General features: G+C 52.8%; 15 protein-coding genes. 13 read left to right on the top strand and 2 right to left on the bottom strand.

Annotated features, from left to right (window positions below; all coding sequences use genetic code 11):
- Positions 1 to 375 precede the first annotated feature (375 nt).
- The 11 genes from arnB (at position 376) to HB631_RS08530 (ending at position 14,411) form a co-directional block, all read left to right on the top strand.
- Positions 376 to 1,530 (top strand): UDP-4-amino-4-deoxy-L-arabinose aminotransferase, encoded by a 1,155-nt coding sequence (gene arnB / locus HB631_RS08580; protein WP_213990729.1) that lies wholly within the window; start codon positions 376 to 378, stop codon positions 1,528 to 1,530.
- Entirely contained in the window at positions 1,517 to 2,497 is a 981-nt protein-coding gene (gene arnC, locus HB631_RS08575; protein ID WP_213990728.1) for an undecaprenyl-phosphate 4-deoxy-4-formamido-L-arabinose transferase, read from the top strand. Before arnB ends, arnC begins: the two co-directional genes overlap by 14 nt.
- On the top strand, positions 2,497 to 4,479 hold the full coding sequence (gene arnA, locus HB631_RS08570; protein ID WP_213990947.1) for a bifunctional UDP-4-amino-4-deoxy-L-arabinose formyltransferase/UDP-glucuronic acid oxidase ArnA: 1,983 nt from the start codon (positions 2,497 to 2,499) through the stop codon (positions 4,477 to 4,479). Before arnC ends, arnA begins: the two co-directional genes overlap by 1 nt.
- Entirely contained in the window at positions 4,476 to 5,381 is a 906-nt protein-coding gene (arnD, locus tag HB631_RS08565; RefSeq protein WP_213990727.1) for a 4-deoxy-4-formamido-L-arabinose-phosphoundecaprenol deformylase, read from the top strand. The genes arnA and arnD overlap by 4 nt, the downstream gene beginning before the upstream one ends.
- Positions 5,378 to 7,048 (top strand): lipid IV(A) 4-amino-4-deoxy-L-arabinosyltransferase, encoded by a 1,671-nt coding sequence (arnT, locus tag HB631_RS08560; RefSeq protein ID WP_213990726.1) that lies wholly within the window; start codon positions 5,378 to 5,380, stop codon positions 7,046 to 7,048. The genes arnD and arnT overlap by 4 nt, the downstream gene beginning before the upstream one ends.
- Positions 7,045 to 7,395, top strand: coding sequence for a 4-amino-4-deoxy-L-arabinose-phosphoundecaprenol flippase subunit ArnE (arnE, locus tag HB631_RS08555; protein ID WP_213990725.1), 351 nt, complete (start codon positions 7,045 to 7,047; stop codon positions 7,393 to 7,395). The genes arnT and arnE overlap by 4 nt, the downstream gene beginning before the upstream one ends.
- A complete protein-coding gene (gene arnF, locus HB631_RS08550; protein ID WP_213990724.1) occupies positions 7,392 to 7,781 on the top strand; it encodes a 4-amino-4-deoxy-L-arabinose-phosphoundecaprenol flippase subunit ArnF in 390 nt (129 codons plus the stop codon). The genes arnE and arnF overlap by 4 nt, the downstream gene beginning before the upstream one ends.
- Positions 7,782 to 7,931: 150 nt before the next feature.
- Positions 7,932 to 8,981, top strand: a complete 1,050-nt coding sequence (locus HB631_RS08545) for a DMT family transporter (RefSeq protein WP_213990723.1) — start codon at positions 7,932 to 7,934, stop codon at positions 8,979 to 8,981.
- A 796-nt stretch (positions 8,982 to 9,777) separates the two neighbouring features.
- The gene (locus HB631_RS08540) at positions 9,778 to 11,448 is read left to right on the top strand and encodes a methyl-accepting chemotaxis protein (protein WP_213990722.1); all 1,671 of its coding nucleotides are present in this window, start codon (positions 9,778 to 9,780) and stop codon (positions 11,446 to 11,448) included.
- A gap of 202 nt (positions 11,449 to 11,650) precedes the next feature.
- A complete protein-coding gene (locus HB631_RS08535; protein WP_213990721.1) occupies positions 11,651 to 13,261 on the top strand; it encodes a methyl-accepting chemotaxis protein in 1,611 nt (536 codons plus the stop codon).
- 184 nt (positions 13,262 to 13,445) lie between these two features.
- The gene (locus HB631_RS08530) at positions 13,446 to 14,411 is read left to right on the top strand and encodes a D-2-hydroxyacid dehydrogenase family protein (protein ID WP_255556877.1); all 966 of its coding nucleotides are present in this window, start codon (positions 13,446 to 13,448) and stop codon (positions 14,409 to 14,411) included.
- A gap of 133 nt (positions 14,412 to 14,544) precedes the next feature.
- On the opposite strand, the gene ftrA is transcribed toward HB631_RS08530, so the two are convergent.
- On the bottom strand, positions 14,545 to 15,534 hold the full coding sequence (ftrA, locus tag HB631_RS08525; protein ID WP_213990720.1) for a transcriptional regulator FtrA: 990 nt from the start codon (positions 15,532 to 15,534) through the stop codon (positions 14,545 to 14,547).
- Positions 15,535 to 15,754: 220 nt separating this feature from the next.
- Positions 15,755 to 16,063, bottom strand: a complete 309-nt coding sequence (locus HB631_RS26970) for a hypothetical protein (protein ID WP_255556876.1) — start codon at positions 16,061 to 16,063, stop codon at positions 15,755 to 15,757.
- Here HB631_RS26970 and HB631_RS08520 point away from each other — a divergent pair.
- On the top strand, positions 16,058 to 17,275 hold the full coding sequence (locus HB631_RS08520; RefSeq protein WP_255556875.1) for a radical SAM protein: 1,218 nt from the start codon (positions 16,058 to 16,060) through the stop codon (positions 17,273 to 17,275). The genes HB631_RS26970 and HB631_RS08520 overlap by 6 nt on opposite strands.
- On the top strand, positions 17,265 to 18,185 hold the full coding sequence (locus tag HB631_RS08515; RefSeq protein ID WP_213990718.1) for a DMT family transporter: 921 nt from the start codon (positions 17,265 to 17,267) through the stop codon (positions 18,183 to 18,185). Before HB631_RS08520 ends, HB631_RS08515 begins: the two co-directional genes overlap by 11 nt.
- Positions 18,186 to 18,401 lie beyond the last annotated feature (216 nt).

Below are 18,401 nucleotides of genomic sequence, written 5' to 3'. Positions count from 1 at the left end.
TTCTTAAGGATTAATTAATAATACCCCCCTCGGGGACAACATGACAATGCCAATCCCCTCGCAGTTTTGCCATTCAATTTTTAAATTTTTCTCAGATAAACGTGACAGGCGTATTATGTAAAATAACCTCCATGGCAAAAAATAATATTTACCTATTAAAATACAACGATACAGTTAAACGAAGTGTTTAGGTTTGATTTATCACGTAAAAGTGCGCATTTTGCTAATTAATGCTCATGAAATAAGCTGAATTTCATCATAAACGCTTATTTTTAGCCCACAAAGGGTGCACTTATTCCCATGAAATTTAATCTTCGTTTAATAAACAAGGATTATAATTATTGCCATAATGAATTCATTTATGTGGTATTGAATATGGATCTCCTTCTGCCTTTCTCCCGTCCGTCCATCGGCGAAGACGAGATAAACGCCGTTGAGCGGGTGTTGCGGTCGGGCTGGATTACCACCGGGCCGCAGAACCGGCAATTGGAAATCGACTTCAGCGCGGCCTTCGGCTGCCGGCACGCCATCGCCGTCAGTTCGGCAACCGCCGGCATGCATATTGCCCTGATGGCGCTTGGCATCGGCCCCGGCGATGAAGTCATCACTCCCTCCCAAACCTGGGTCTCCACGGCAAATATGATCGAACTGCTTGGCGCCCGGCCGGTGATGATCGATGTTGACCGCGAGACGCTGATGGTGGATGCCGTCGCGGTGGAAAAAGCCATCACTTCCAAGACCAAAGCAATCGTTCCGGTGCATTACGCCGGCGCGCCTCTCGATTTGGACCCGCTGCGCGCCGTTGCCCTGCGCCACGGTATTCCGCTCATTGAAGACGCCGCCCATGCCGTGGGCGCCCGTTATAAAGACGAGTGGATAGGCGCACGGGGGACCGCGATTTTCTCTTTTCATGCCATCAAAAATATGACATGCGCCGAAGGCGGCCTGATTGCCACCGACGACGATAAATTGGCCGAACGGGTGCGCAGATTGAAATTTCATGGCCTGGGCGTTGATGCGTTCGATCGCCATCAACTGGGGCGCAAACCCCAGGCAGAAGTGGTGGAGCCCGGCTTTAAATATAATCTTTCGGATATCCACGCGGCTATCGCCGTGGTGCAATTGGCCCGTCTGCCTGAAATGAACGCCCGACGCATGCAGTTGGCGGAACATTATCGCCGGCGGCTCGGGGATTCGCCCTTCCTGCCGCTGGGACTGCCCGGCTATGCCCACGAACACGCATGGCATCTGTTTATGATCCGGGTCGATCCCGCACGCTGCGGACTGGACCGGGACCAGCTGATGGAACGCTTGCAGGCCAAGGGTATCGGCACCGGTCTGCATTTTCGCGCGGTTCACACCCAAAAATTCTACCGCGAACGTTATCCGCGATTGTCATTGCCGAACACGGAATGGAACTCGGCGCGCCTGTGTACCTTGCCGCTATTTCCCGATATGACCCAGGAAGATGTCGATCTGGTGGTCAATGCTTTGTTTTCTCTAGTGGAGCCACCCTGTGCCTCGCGTTGAACCCATCAATAAAGTTTCCGTCGTCATTCCGGTTTTTAATGAGCAAGAGAGTTTGTCGGTGCTGATTGAGCGGACGACCGCCGCTTGCCGTCAATTGCGCCAGCCCTATGAAATTATTCTGGTGGACGACGGCAGCAGCGATAATTCCGCCGATATTATGGCGGCGGCGGCGGAACAGCCGGACAGCGATATCATCGCCGTGCTGCTGAATCGCAATTATGGCCAGCACTCGGCCATTATGGCCGGTTTTATCCAGGCGACCGGCGATTTGGTCATCACCCTGGACGCGGATCTGCAAAACCCGCCGGAGGAGATACCGCGCCTGGTGAGCGTAGCGGAAGAGGGCTATGACGTGGTGGGCTCGGTACGCGCCAACCGGCAGGATTCCTGGTTCCGCAAATCCGCCTCGCGCATGATTAATCTGTTGATTCAACGTTCTACCGGTAAAGCCATGGGAGATTACGGCTGTATGCTGCGCGCTTATCGGCGTCAGGTGGTGGAAGCCATGCTGCATTGCCATGAACGCAGCACCTTTATCCCCATCCTGGCGAACTCGTTCGCCCGGCGGACCACTGAAATCAATGTAAGCCACGCCGAACGTGAATTCGGCGATTCCAAATACAGCTTTTTGAAACTGATCAATTTGATGTATGACCTGATCACCTGCCTGACCACCACGCCGTTGCGGTTATTAAGCCTGATTGGCAGCGTGATTGCCGTCTCCGGTTTTACCCTGTCGGTGATTTTAATCGCCATGCGGCTGCTCTTGGGCCCCAAATGGGCGGCGGACGGCGTTTTTACCCTTTTCGCCGTGCTATTTACCTTTATTGGCGCTCAGTTCGTCGGCATGGGGCTATTGGGGGAGTATATAGGCCGTATCTACAACGATGTCCGGGCGCGCCCCCGTTATTTTGTACAAAAAGTGATAGGCCGGCAGCCGTCTTCGCCTACTCAGGAAAATGAATGATGAAAGCTATTGTATTTGCTTACCATGATATCGGCTGTATTGGATTAAAAGCCTTGGTGGACGCCGGATATGACGTGCAGGCGGTGTTTACCCATAGCGACGAACCCGGTGAGAATAAATTCTTCTCAAGCGTCGCGCGGCTGGGGGCCGATTTGGATTTGCCGGTTTATGCGCCGGACGACGTAAATCATCCGTTATGGGTGGAGCATATCCGTAAGCTGCGGCCTGACGTTATCTTTTCTTTTTACTATCGCCATATGCTGAGCGAGGAGATCCTCTCCCTGGCGGCCGAAGGTGGCTTTAACCTGCATGGTTCACTGCTGCCGCGCTACCGCGGACGCGCGCCGGTGAATTGGGTGTTGGTTAATGGCGAAACCCAGACCGGTATCACACTGCACCGTATGGTGAAGAAGGCCGATGCCGGTGACATTGTGGGTCAGACCATTCTGTCCATCGAGGAGAACGATACCGCCTTGAGCCTGCACGCAAAACTGCGCGGGGCGGCAAAACCCCTGCTGGATGATTTGCTGCCGCTGATCAAGGGGGGAAATATCAAAGGCAGCCCGCAAAACGAAGCCGAAGCCAGCTATTTTGGCCGCCGTACCGCGGCGGATGGCGAAATTTTCTGGCATAAGCCGGCGCGGGAAATCGCCAATCTGGTACGGGCGGTGACCGAACCCTACCCGGGGGCCTTCAGTTATCTCGGCCAGCGAAAACTGATTATCTGGCGCACCCGGGTAGCGGATACGGCCCATAACAAGCAGCCGGGCACCGTGCTTAGCGTTGAACCGCTCACCATCGCCTGCGGCGAAGGCGCGCTGGTTATCCTCAGCGGCCAGGACGAGACCGGCCTGTATATGCAGGGTAATCGCCTGGCCCAGGAGATGGGCATCATGGCCGGCGTGCGTCTGGCGGCCAAGCCCACCACGGCGCAGCGGCGCAGGACCCGGGTGTTGATTCTCGGCGTGAATGGTTTTATCGGCAACCACCTTACTGAACGCCTGCTGCGGGAAGATCGTTATGATATTTACGGGCTGGATATCGGTTCGGATGCCATTGAACGTTTCCTGGATAACCCGCACTTTCATTTTGTTGAAGGGGATATCAGTATTCATTCCGAATGGGTTGAATACCATATCAAGAAATGTGATGTGGTATTGCCGCTGGTGGCTATCGCCACGCCCATCGAATATACCCGAAACCCATTGCGGGTGTTTGAGCTGGATTTTGAAGAGAACCTGAAAATCGTTCGTGACTGCGTAAAGTATCACAAGCGCATTATTTTTCCTTCAACGTCGGAAGTGTACGGCATGTGCGACGATCCGGAGTTTAACGAAGACAGCTCTCGTCTTATCGTCGGACCCATAAATAAACAGCGCTGGATCTACTCGGTTTCCAAACAATTGCTGGATCGGGTGATTTGGGCTTACGGCGCCAAAGAGAATTTGAAATTCACCCTCTTTCGTCCATTCAACTGGATGGGTCCGCGACTGGATAACCTTGATGCCGCCCGTATCGGCAGTTCACGGGCCATTACCCAGCTGATTCTTAACCTGGTGGAAGGCTCGCCCATCAAGCTGGTGGACGGCGGAGAGCAAAAACGCTGCTTCACCGATATCAACGACGGGATAGAAGCCCTTTATCGCATTATTGAGAACCGGGACGGACGCTGCGACGGACAGATTGTGAATATCGGCAATCCCGCCAACGAGGCCAGTATCCGTGAACTGGCGGAAATGCTGCTGGTCAGCTTTGAACGCCACCCGTTGCGCGATCGTTTTCCGCCTTTTGCCGGTTTTAAAAATGTTGAAAGCAAAAGCTATTACGGCCAGGGCTACCAGGACGTTGAGCATCGTAAACCCAGCATAGAAAATGCCCGTCGGCTGTTGAGCTGGCAGCCGTCCATTGCCATGGAGCAGACCGTTGACGATACCCTGGACTTCTTCCTGCGCAGTACCGTTTGTGCGGGAAATCCAGGGTGAAACGGGTCGGATTGCGGGTCGACGTGGATACCTTCAGCGGCACCCGTGACGGGGTGCCGCGTCTGTTGGAACTCTTTGAGCACTATAATATCGTCGCCAGCTTCTTTTTCAGCGTCGGACCGGACAATATGGGCCGCCATCTTTGGCGTCTGATCTATCCACGGTTTTTGTTGAAAATGCTGCATTCCAAAGCGGCATCCCTCTATGGCTGGGACATTTTGCTGGCCGGTACCGCCTGGCCGGGCAGGAATATCTCCCGCTCGCTGGGTCCTCTCATGGCGCAAACCGCCGACGCCGGGCATGAAGTAGGTTTGCATGCCTGGGATCATCAAGGCTGGCAGGCGAAGGCGGGACGTTGGCCGGTCACCGAACTGGAGCGACAGATCCGGCTCGGCGTGGAGGCGCTGCAGGCCGTCACCGGCCGGCCGGTGACCTGCTCCGCGGCGGCGGGATGGCGCGCCGATGGGCGGGTGCTGGAGGCAAAACAGCAATTTGGCTTCCGCTATAACAGCGACTGCCGTGGAACGCATCCCTTCAGGCCGCTGCTGGGGGATAATCGTATCGGTACCGTGCAGATCCCGGTAACGCTACCGACCTTCGATGAAGTGATCGGGCGTGAAATACAGTTGAATGGTTATAACGACTATATGCTCGATTTAATCAACAAAGACACCGGCACGGCGGTTTACACCATCCACACCGAAGTGGAAGGCCGGTCGCAGTCGATGATGTTTGAACAGTTTTTGCAACGGGCACAGCAACAGGACATTCGCTTTTGTCCTTTGAGCGCCTTATTGCCGACGGATATCGACTCATTGCCGCTGGGGCGCGTGGTTCGGGCGCCGTTCCCGGGGCGGGAGGGCTGGCTGGGGTGTCAGGCCGCCGCGGGTGACAATCAATGAAGCCGTGGAACAGCTCCCGCGCCCTCGGCTTCGGCGTAGCCCTTTATTTTGTTTTGCTTTATCTTCTGCCGCTGAACGGCCGCTTGTTATGGCAGCCCGATGAAACCCGCTATGCCGAGATCAGCCGGGAGATGTTGCAGCGCGGCGACTGGGTGGTGCCGCATTTGCTCGGGCTGCGTTATTTCGAAAAGCCGGTGGCGGGATATTGGTTTAACAATATCAGCCAGTGGCTGTTCGGCGACACGAATTTCGCCGTTCGTTTCGGGGCGGCGTTCAGCAGCGGCATTACCGCGCTATTGGTCTTTGCCCTGGCAATGATGATGTGGCGGCAACGCCGCACGGCGTGGCTTGCCGCGTTGATTTTTCTTTCCATGACACTCGTGTTCGGCATCGGCACCTATAACGTGTTGGATCCGATGATCGCCCTGTGGCTGACGGCGGCCATGGCCAGTTTTTACCTGGCATGGCGTAGCGAGCGTCCGGGAAAAAAATTGGCCGCGTATGTTTTGCTGGGATTGGCCTGCGCCATGGGCGTTATGACCAAGGGGTTCCTGGCGCTGGCGGTACCGGTGATTGCCGTGCTGCCCATAGCCATCCGGCAGCGCCGTTTTCGGGAACTGCTGATCTATGGCCCGGCGGCGGTGATTGCCGCGGTGCTGCTTTGCCTGCCCTGGGCACTGGTCATTGCGCGCCGGGAACCGGATTTTTGGCACTATTTTTTCTGGGTAGAGCACATCAAGCGTTTTGCCGAGGCAAACGCGCAGCACAGGGCGCCGTTCTGGTATTATTTACCGGTGATCATGGCCGGAAGCTTGCCCTGGCTGGCGCTGCTGCCGGGATCGCTGCGAAAGGGCTGGATTGAACGCCGTGCCCGGCCCGAGCTGTTTTTCCTGCTGTCCTGGGTAGTGATGCCGCTACTGTTTTTCAGCATCGCCAAAGGGAAATTGCCGACCTATATTTTATCCTGTATGGCGCCACTGGCGCTGCTGATGGCCGCTTACGCCGTTGACTGCGCCGCGGCGTTCCGCCATGGCGTTTTCCGGCTGAATGCTGCCATCAATATTGTTTTCGGCGCGCTGTGCATCGCGGTAGTGGTTGTCATGGGTTTCGGTCTGTTATCACCGCATTCACTGTATAACCGGCAGGAGTGGCCGAAAATTATTATCGGCGTCATCGCCTTTGCCGGCTGGGTATTGTTCGCGGCTTTATCCGGCCGTCGCGGCGGGCAACGCTTTGCATGGGCCGCGGCCTGCCCGCTGCTGCTCGCATTACTGGTGGGCTATGTTATTCCGCAAAATACAGTCAATAATAAACAGCCGCAACATTTTATCCGGGCGAACGCCGATCTGTTGAATCACGACGGCTACCTATTGAGCAACAACGTAGGTGTGGCTACCACCCTGGCATGGGAACTCAAGCGCAGCGATATCGAAATATACCGGGACAAAGGTGAATTGAGTTACGGACTGGCTTATCCCGATGCACAGGGACATTTTGTCAGCGAGGCGGATTTTCCCGACTGGTTGTCGCAGGCCAGGCGGCACGGCAATGTCGCCTTGCTGCTGCGGCTGGACGACGATCAGTCTTATATCCGCAACCTCCCCGACGCCGACGCCGTACGGCGGCAAAATTGGCTGGCATTGTATTTTTACCGGCAACGGCCATGACCGGTTATCTTATGGTGTTGCTGGCAAGCCTGCTGACCTGTGGCGGTCAATTGTGCCAAAAGCAGGCCGCTCTGCGCTGGCAGCGCCGCCGGCTGCCGGAACATCGTCGTCGGACGGCCCTGGTTTGGCTGGGGGCGGCGCTGCTTCTGTTGATTATAGCCATGGCGGTATGGCTGAACGTGTTGCAACGATTGCCGCTGAGCCAGGCTTATCCCATGCTCAGTCTGAACTTTGTTCTGGTTACCCTCTGCGCCCACTGGTTTTTTCATGAGCGAATCACCCTTCGCCACTGGTATGGTGTGGCATCCATTATACTAGGTATAGCATTAATGAGCCTGAATATATGAAAGGATTAGCCTGGGCGGCGGCCAGCGTTTTGTTAGTGACGGCGGCGCAATTGCTGATGAAATGGGGTATGGCGCAAATCCCGTTGCTGCCGTTGAATCTCATTACTCCGGGACTGGTTGCCCAGTACGGGACGCCGTTGCTGGCGGTGGCCGGCGGCATTCTGGGCTATGCCTTATCCATGCTGTGCTGGTTTTATGCGTTGCTCTATCTGCCGCTGAGCGCGGCCTATCCGTTAATCAGTATCAGTTATGCGCTGGTATACTTCGCCGCTGTTTTGCTGCCGTGGTTCAATGAATCGGCCACCCTCCTGAAAACTCTGGGTGTCGCCTGCATTTTATTTGGCGTGTGGCTGATAAACAGCAACGGCAAGCGCTCCTCCCATTAGCACGCTTCCGGCCAATCTTCCCTATTCTCAATCAGGCCCTCTATGCAGGTGAATGCCTTCAACATACTATACCCGTAGCCCGCTGTCTTATTTAGCCGGGTCATGGAGTAAAATTCATCTTTGTTTTTGTCTGCGGACAGGAGCGCCCGAATGAAGGTAAAAGAAGGATTGCGTCAACCCGGCGTGCTCGCGGCACTGGGCGCCGCCTTGCTGTTTGGCGCAGGGACACCCGTGGCGAAAATTTTACTGAACGGTATCAATCCCTGGCTGCTGGCGGCACTGCTTTATTTAGGCTCCGGGCTGGGATTGTTTCTCTATCGCCGGCTGCGCCGTTTACCGCCGGCCAGGCCGTCACGCCGCGACCTGCCGTGGCTTGCCGGCGCCATCGCGGCGGGAGGCGTCATCGCCCCGGTCTTGCTGATGGCCGGGCTCAACGCCATGCCCGCTTCCGGCGCCTCATTGCTGCTCAACGCCGAAGGGGTATTTACCGCGTTGCTGGCATGGTTTGCCTTCAAGGAAAATGTCGATGGGCGTATTGCGCTGGGCATGGCTGCCATCATCGGCGGCACACTGGTATTGAGTTGGCCGGGCGGCGCGCATTTTGCCGGTATATGGCCGGTATTGGCAATAATGGGCGCCTGTTTTGCCTGGGCCATGGATAATAATCTGACCCGTAAAGTCTCGTTAACCGATGCCGGCTGGCTTGCCGCCATCAAGGGCCTGGTGGCCGGCGCGGTGAATTTGTGCCTGGCGTTTGCGGTGGGGATGACCTTGCCTTCCTGGCCTTATCTCCTGGTGGCGCTGACAGTAGGATTTCTGGCCTACGGCGTCAGTCTGACGTTATTTATCATTGCCCTGCGGCATCTCGGTACCGCGAGAACCGGAGCCTATTTTTCCGTGGCGCCGTTTATCGGTGTGCTGCTGGCTATCATCATGGGCGATCCCGTCACCTTCCGAATGATTGCCGCCGGTATGTTGATGGCGCTGGGCCTGTGGCTGCACCTTACCGAACGCCATCGTCATGAACATGGCCATGAGGCATTGCTGCATGACCATGAGCACAGCCATGATGAGCATCACCAGCATTCCCATCCCGCATCGGAGATGTCGTCCGGCCGACACCGGCATCCCCATTACCATCCGCCGTTAGTGCATACCCACCCGCATTTCCCCGATTCCCATCATCGGCATACTCATTAATCATAACGGTTGAATTTGGATTAATATTCTTTAGATATGTGGTTTATCCCTCGGTAACAGAGAGTAACTTAGCCCTGTTTTGTATTTTCAGCCCATTACCAGCAATGCATAAGCTTTATTTTAAGGCCACCTGGATATTTCAATACCTGATATTTGGTTGCTTCCCGCAGCTTGGGCAGGGGGTTGGCTAAATGCGATAATCAAGTACGATGGTCAGGAAAATGACGGCGGCCGGGCGACCGTATTACAGGTTACTCTTTATAGGATTTGGGTTATAGGACGCTCGAATGGTTCGGTCATCATCGTTAGCCTATATTCCGGCCGTAACGCCCTGATTATAACTTTAACGGACAGAAATAAAATGGATGTATGAAAGAAAAGAGAACAAAAACAGCGGGCATCTTGAAAATCGCTGATTAAATTCCTTGTTTATTAATGCCATGAGTGAAGTGTGGCGACCGAAGGATGAAAAATTTACAGATTTTACGCAATAAGAAGCTGGGATTTCTTGAATCTCCTGCATAACCTAACCATCTGTTTTTGATCCCTTTTTTCCTACTGAGCCATAAAGTTTCCGCCATATCGGTCGATAAGGATTTTATATCAGTAAATCGTTTTACCGTGTGCGGAAAAATATCTGATATTTCACTGGATAAATATGAGGACAATTCTCTTATACACCTACAACCGAGAATATGTTTAATCGAAAATTAAAAAATTTATGTTTTAACATCCTGCACGCCTTTTCACACAATGCGCAGAAGTCAGCATAGATATAATGGACAGGAGCATTACCATGAGCTTACTTAAAAATACCAGTATCAGGGTTATCCTACTAATTACGCTTGGTTTTTTTTTGATTTTATGGGGTGGGGTTTCTGCGTTTACCCTCTCTTCCTTAAATCAGGTAACTCAGTTTTTAGCCACCAGTGAAGAGCAAAAGTCCGATATCGACATCATAAGTCGCGGCAACGATCAGTACTTCCGTACCGTGACGCGGCTCGCCAGAGCGATGGATTTTGTACAAACCGGGCAAGCGGCGGATGCGGATAAAATAATGGCATCGGCGGTGGATTCCTTTCAGGGCGCCAGAGATGCCCTTGCCTCCTTCAAAGCCAGCCAGCATACGGCGAGCGATCCCGCCGTCACCAAAGCCATGATTGATAAATGGACGGCGCTGATTGATCAAGCGCTTGATCCCATGTTCCGCGCGGCACAGGCCAAACAGATGGATCAATTCCGTCAATTATTCCGGACACAATATCCGCCGTTCAGCGTGGCGTTTGGCGCCGCCGCCGAGAACTTCAAACAGCAGACCCGGTCGGATGCCTCGGTTAAACAGGTTTATTCTCTGGTGGATTTGAGCCGGAAAAGCCTGATTGGCGCTCTGATTGCCGGTGTTGTCATCCTGCTGCTCACGGACCGTTATCTGATCAATTTCATGATTAAACCCCTGGGGCGTATTGCATCCCAGCTTGAGACCCTGTCGGAAGGCCATCTTGGCGAGGCTATCGCCGAATTTGGCCGCAACAATGTCGGACAATTGATTCCCCATTTACAGAACATGCAGCAAAGCCTGATCCGGACGGTAACGGCTATTCGCGATAGTTCAGCCTCTATCTATCAAGGCTCGGGGGAAATCAGTCTCGGCAACAGCGATCTGTCATCCCGTACCGAACAACAAGCGTCCGCCCTGGAGGAAACCGCCGCCAGCATGGAACAGCTGAGCGCGACGGTAAAACAAAATACCGAAAATGTTTTTCAAGCCAACAAGATGGTGCAGGATGCCTCTGATACCGCTAAAAAAGGCGGAGCGATTGTGGATGAAGTGGTGGAAACCATGAGCAGCATCAGCACCAGTTCGAAAAAAATCGCCGATATCACCGGGGTGATCAACGGCATCGCTTTCCAGACCAATATCCTGGCATTGAACGCGGCGGTTGAAGCGGCGAGAGCCGGCGAGCAGGGCCGTGGTTTCGCCGTGGTGGCGGGAGAGGTGCGCAGTCTGGCCCAGCGCAGCGCACAGGCGGCAAAGGAAATCGAGGGATTGATTGCCGAGTCGGTTGAACGGGTAAATACCGGTTCGGTTCAGGCCTCCCGCGCCGGAGAAACCATGCACAATGTCGTTAAGGCGGTGACCAAAGTCACCGATCTTATGGGGGAAATTTCATCGGCTTCCGATGAGCAGAGCAGGGGCATCAGTCAGGTGGGGCAAGCAGTATCGGAAATGGACAGCGTTACTCAGCAAAATGCGGCGCTGGTTCAGGAATCCGCGGCGGCGGCGGCCTCGCTTGAAGAGCAGGCTCGTCTTTTGACTGAAACCGTGGCCATATTCCACCTGCCCGCCGGGGAAAAAAGTGTCAACAGCGCGCTACCGTCGGGTGACAAGCTGGAAAAGACCCTGTTGTCGCCGCTGACCGCCTCGCCGGGGCGGGAACACTCAACGGAAAATTGGGAAACCTTTTAATCTTGTGACCACGCTATAACTTGAATAATTCGGGTTGCGGGAAAGCGGCGACGCCCCTGCGGCCTGAAGTATGGCGGGTATATCATTCCGGCTATTTGACTTAGGACGAGCTAATGATCTTTATGCGTCGCGGTCTGTCCGGCTGTAACGTTTCTGAAATAAAGTGATCGAATACTGCTTTTTATTTAGCGCGGATAAAAAGATGTCTATTATCAAACCGGCGATTTACTGGCCTAAAATCCTGCGGTTTCGCCGGCTGTCGCTGCCGGGATGGATGACCAGCCTACGAGGCGGTTTTATCCTTTTTACCCTGGTATTTTGCTTGCTGCAGTGCGCATCCATTGCGTTATTAACCCGGCTGGTGACGCAAACCACGACGAATGTCACCACCGCCCGCATGATGACAGAACGCCAGTCTTTATTGAACAAATCCAGGATAGAGCTTTTAACCGCCAGTGATAACATCAACCGCGCCGGCATCTATTACATGCAGGATAAGCAAAGCGGTTCGGTAGGCAGCTGGAATGCCCTGGCGGACAGTGCCGACGCATCCCTCAAAGCCGCGCAGGGCTTTTATTCTTCCTATCAGAAACTGAGCTCCGGACAGGATGACAGCGCGCTGCAACAGAGCTTTGCCATGGTATTCGACGGGCTTCACGAGCAGTTAAAGGGTCTAAGGACCGATAATATCGACTCGTTTTTTATGGTGCCGATCCAGGCCTTCCAGGAACAATTCAACGACCTGTTTTATCAATGGCTGCAGCAGGATAACGCCGATGCCGAGCGTTTTAACCAAACCATGCTGAGTTCATTGACCCATAACCGTAATATCTCGCTGAGCATTTCGGCGTTATTGATGGGCTTATTAATCTTAGCCTGCCTGGTATTATCCTATGCGGTGGTGACGCCGCTTAATCGCGCCTTGCGTCATCTGGCGCAAATCGCCACCGGCAATATCGGCCATGCGTTACCCGCCTCGCGCTGGCAATCCCGTGAAATTCACTGGCTTAATCAGGGTATCGATCGGATGCAGCAGGGTTTGCGGCACATCATTCGGGAAATCAACGAAATATCTTCTTTGGTCATGCAAAGCGCCGATGATATTGCCCAGCATAACCAGGGCTATAGCCGGCAAAATCAACAGCAGATGGCCGCCTTCGACGCCATCAGCGTCAAATTGAACAGCGTTGCGCAAGACGTGGATAACGGAGCCCGTTTCGCCGGCAACGCCACCAAACAGATGAACGATGCGGAAGCCTTAACCCGGCATTGTGGCGAAATGGTCACGGAAGTCGACCGTAAAATGCATGAAATTGTGGCTGAGTCTGAAAAGATCGCCGGTATTATCACCCTGCTGGAAGGGATCTCCATGCAAACCAAGCTTCTGGCGCTCAATGCCGCCATCGAATCGGCCCATGCCGGTCTGTATGGCCGCAGTTTTTCCGTGGTGGCGAAAGAGATTGGGTTATTGTCGCAAAAAAGCGGCAGCTCCACGCGAGAAATTGACCATCTGATTCATTCCACCCATAAACACATCGACAGCGGTTTCAGCCGAGTTAAGGCACTGGATGCCTTTTATCTGGATATTATCAAGTCGGTGCGGGGGGTGGCGGTCTTGTTGGGAGAATTACAACAGAACGCCAATCAGCAGAGTCATCAGGTTAATACCATCGCCGGGGAGATTAAACGTCTTAACGATCAAATACACCAAAGCCATTCGTTGACGGTTGCCAGCGCCCAGGCCTCCGATTCGCTGATTTCCCATTCCCAGCGATTGCGGCAAAGCGTCAGTAAATTCTCATTGACGCTCTAGCGGCCTAAGGCCGAAAGCTGTTACAGGATAAATCATGCTGTCTGAATATTCTCCTGTCCTCAAAGACCCCATGACGAAAGTGTAAAAGAAACAAAATTTAACACAGTGCCTGACAGAATGAGTGGCAACCTCTTTTCAGATCCCTGTACTCTGACTCATCCGGAATTGTCTCAAGGTGATCACATTGAATAAACAGCTACCCATACGCATCGCGGTAATTGACGATTGGCAATCCGTAGCCGAGCAGGCTGTGGATTGGTCGGTTTTACAGTCCATGGGGTCGGTCTCTTTTCTCCATGATTATCCGGCGGCTCCGGCGCAAATGGCGGAGCGGTTGCAATCCTATGATGTTATCTGCCTGATGCGGGAACGCAGCCGGTTTGATAAGGATTTATTGACCCGGTTACCCAGGCTGAAATTGCTGTTGACCAGCGGCATGCGCAATGCGGCCATTGATATGGAAGCCGCGGCGAAGTCGGGTATCCTGGTATGTGGCACCGAGAGCGGAAAGCATGCGGCGGCCGAATTAACCTGGGCGCTGATTATGGCCGTGACGCGTAATCTGGCGGACGAAGCGGGTTCCCTGAAGCGCGGGGGATGGCAGGTGGGCCTGGGCAGCGGATTATACGGCAAGACGCTGGGTATTCTCGGCTTGGGTAAAATCGGGCAACGGGTAGCCGGTTATGCCCGGGCTTTCGGAATGCGGGTGATTGGCTGGAGCGAAAACCTCACCGCCGAGGCGGCGGAACAGCACGACGTGTCTTATGTCACCAAACAGGAGTTGTTCCGGCGATCGGATGTGTTATCCATACATTTGGTCCTCAGCGAGCGCAGCCGGGGCATTGTGGATGCGTCTTCAATTGCCCTTATGAAGCCCTCCGCCTACCTGGTTAACACCTCGCGCGGGCCGCTGGTAGATGAAGCGGCGCTGATCGCAGCCCTGCAACAGCATCATATCACCGGCGCGGCCCTGGATGTGTTCGATCAGGAGCCCCTGCCGAGGGATCATCCGTTCCGGCGGATGGACAATGTGCTGGCTACGCCGCATATCGGTTACGTTACCCAGGAGGATTACCGCATCTTTTTCAGCCAGATGATTGAAGATATCCAGGCCTGGCACGGGGGCCGGCCGGTACGGACCATCGGTTGAATCAGCAGAGGCACATCGCGGTTTGCCGAACCGGCGGCAGCGCCGTCGCTGTAGGTCCGCTGTAGTTAAACGGAAAAGTTAAACGCAAAAGTTAAACGCAAAAGTTAAGCGCAAAAGGGGTAGCGGCCCAAAGTTATAGGGCGTCGGCGTGCTCCCCGTGCAGGACCTGCCGGCGAAATGCCGTGGGGGAGAGTTTCTCATGGGTTCTGAACTGGTGACGCAGCGTCGCCTCCGACGTGTGTCCGGAAACTTCCGCAATCCTGGCAATGGAAAAGGATCCGTTGCTCAATAATTCCTTGGCGTACTCCAGCCGGCACAACGCCAGCCATTGCATAATGGGTAAGCCCATCGTTTCCTGAAAATGGCGCTGCAAGGTCCGCTCGGACATCATGGCCCGTTTCGCCAGGGATGACACGGTATGGGTCAAGGCAAGATTGGCCCTCAGCCAATCCACCAGGCTGGCAATCCGATTTTCACCTTTTTCCACCGCCTTGGTTTTAGGCAACTGCTGCTGACGGCCTTCGCGATGAAAAGAAATCACCAACCGCTGGGCCACCATATTCGCCACCCGGTGGCCGTAATCGGATTTCACCAAGTGCAACAGCATATCCAATCCCGCGGCGGAGCCGGCGGAGGTGATTATCTGCCCTTCATCCACATACAATGCCGAAGGCAAAACGATGGTATCGGGATAGCGTTGCGCCAGCAGGCGCGCATGATGCCAATGGGTGGTAACGCTTTTGCCATGGAGTAGTCCCGCCGCCGCCAGTACAAAAACCCCGGTGCAAATACTGCATATTCTTGCCCCCCGTCGATAGGCGTCGCGCAGGCTTTGTAATAGAGCTTCGGGCGGCGCTTCATTAAGATCGCGCCAGGCGGGGATCACAATCGTGTCCGCTGTTTCCAATATTTCCAAACCATGCTCAATTTCCATCACCAAACCGCCGACGGCATGGATGCGGTGTCCTTCCGCCGTGCATACCGTGAAGCGATACCAGTCGACATTCAGCTCGGGACGCTGCACGGCAAAAAACTCAACCACGCAGCCGAATTCAAAGGTACGCAACCGATCGTAGGCCACGGCAACGACATGGTGTTCTTTATTGGCAGAATATGTACGCATGTTGGCTCTTCACATTCTATGAAACAAGCGAATCGTCAAGGGATAATATCCCTGTTTTAGAGGCTTGGCGACGTCTATTTCATTCATAAAGTGCCAAACTCTTGGCATTTTATTGCTGTTATAAGAGGAGTAGAAAATGCGGATCGCTCTGATTAATCCGGAAACTGAGACCGCGGGGATGCGGGAACTTTACGGGCATTATGAGAATCTGGCGTTAGGGTTAATGGCGGCGCAGCTGCGCTCGGCCGGATACAGTGTCGAACTTTTCGACCTGCGGGTGGACGGCCTGACCGAACACGAGATGGTGACCAAAATCATCAAAGGCCGGTTTACCCTGGCGGCTTTCAGCGTCAACTACGTCACGCTCCAGTCCGCCCTGCGAATCAGCCAGCGTCTCTATCAGTTCGCCGAAGAGAAGCCCTTTATTGTCTTGGGAGGAGAACATGTCTCTTATGAAGATGTCGGTATCCTTTCGGCCTACCAGTCCATTGATGCCATCTGCCGCGGCGAGGGTGAAATCAGCTTGCAACGGCTGGTGGACACCATCAGCAATGATTTCCCGCTGAACGGCATCGACGGGATAACGTTCCGGGACCCTAAGACCGGACAGATACATATCAATGATAACCGGCAGCCCAACGTTGAACTTGACGGCCTCTCGTTTGCGGCGCACGACATAGCCCACCGGGGCATCAAGAACGGGCGACCGGTAAAAACGGGAATATTGATCAATCGGGGCTGTCCCTATCCCTGTGTTTTTTGCAATGCCCAACGCTTTTTGGGCAATGAATCAACCGGCGTCAGAACCCGCACGCCTGCCAACGTCGTGAAGGAAATTGCCGCGTTAGAACCGGTGATTAGACAGACCAAAGATTATTTGCATATTTATGATGCGACGTTTGTTACCCCATCGAAAGAGAACAGAATATGGATCAATGCTTTCTGTGATGAAATGGAAAGAAGGGAACTGTCGCTGCCGTTTGATGCCTTTATTCGGGCGGATAGCTTTAATATTGACAAAGAAAAAGATCAGCGGCTGCTTATGAGGCTGCGCGGTATAGGTATGATTAGCACTTACCTGGGACTGGAGGCGGGCGACGATGTACAAATGGATATTTACAATAAAAAAATCATCCCATCCGAATCCAACCGAGTATTTCAGTATTTAAAATCAAAGGGAATGGCCGGCTCCACCAATGGCTGCATCACTTTTTTTCAGGATGTCACGTTAAATCAAATACAAAAAACCATTTTATTTCTATACGGTGTCGGCTTGTCCTCGTTCTGGAATATTTGCTCTCGCGCGGAAACCCTGCCGGGAATACGCCTTAATCAACACACCCTCATGGAAAACCGGCATGTACCATGGGATGTGACCAACTACTTTTTCAGTAACAACAAGGTTGCGCAGCTTTATTCCTATGTGAAAAGAATATGCGATCGCTACGAGATTATTCGTTTGGAGGATCGTTTGTTACGGGAAATCCGCGACAAAATCAAGATCGAAAATTTTAATAAAGGTGTATTGGGGTATTCAGAACGGGAGGCGGGATTTGATAAGTATGTTGAATCGATACAAGCACATACCGTGGAGTTCTTGCTCTCGATTATAAATGAGCTTGATGCCTCAGGCACAATATCGGATCGGATTCTGCGAGAGGAATATATCTTTATCCCACGTTTGGAAAAAATGATAAGAGAGTTATCAATACTATTTGGGACGGATAAAAATGAATATTAAAGTTTACACCACGCTCTCCCTATCCGCCTTTTTTTGGGGCGGATCCGCCATTGCAGGTAAATATGCTTTAGACGTCTTTGTGCCTTCCATCGTCACGTTCTTGCGTTTTTTTATTGCGGCAATGATAATTTTATTATTTATCAAGGATAAGCGTAAGCTGATCCATATCGATCTCATCACGCATTTGAGAATGTTTATTACGGCCATTTTTGGCGTAACATTATGTTATTACTTTTATTTCAATGGCCTAAACGGTAGCAGCGCCTTCAATGCAGGCATTATCGAAGCCACCATACCCTTGATCACATTGCTCATCGCTGCCATGTCGGGTATGGAGCATGTCAAACCCTGGCAATTATTAGGATTAATAATAGCTTATCTCGGCGTAACTATTACAATAACCGGCGGAAATCTGAATATTTTATCTGCCGCATCCTACAATATCGGCGATATCATGCTGCTTGTCAGCACGCTATGCTTCGGTATTTATAATGTTTTGATAAAACGTTGGGTTATTCCCCTGCCGGGTATGATAAGAATGTTTTACCTGTTTTTTTATGGCAGCATTGCCTTCCTGCCATGGGTGTTGGCGGACTCTTACCATTTGCAGTTTTACTGCTATCCGGGAAAAGGCATCACGTTTATCAGTATTGCTTCACTGTTATTCATGTCTATCGGTGGTTCGGTATTGGCCTATCTGTTTTTCAATCACGGCATTGATGAAATCGGCGCAACCAAAGCGGCCTCGTTCATCAATTTGGTGCCTTTTATCACGGTTATGCTGTCAGTGTACGTTTTAAAAGAACCTGCCGGTCTGTTCAAATGGATAGGCGCACTGATCATCATTGCCGGCGTGATGCTGTCCAACAGAGCGACGGTAGCAAAACCGCAAACCACGCCATCGCCCTAAAGATTTTATGTGATAATCCGCAAGGATAATTTTCCCTCAGCCAAGCTTGGGGTTATTTCCATGTCATGACTTTAAGCCATGCCTCTTCCTTACATCAAGTATATAGCCTAGAATGGGCTACACAGTATTTTCAACGACAATTCACCGCCAAAAAAAGCGGAAAAAAAATAGACAAAATTAACAACTTTAATCTGAAATAATTAAAGATAAGCATCT

Source organism: Sodalis sp. dw_96, assembly GCF_018449575.1.
GTDB lineage: Bacteria > Pseudomonadota > Gammaproteobacteria > Enterobacterales > Enterobacteriaceae > Acerihabitans.
This window is presented reverse-complemented; position numbering and strand designations above follow the sequence as displayed.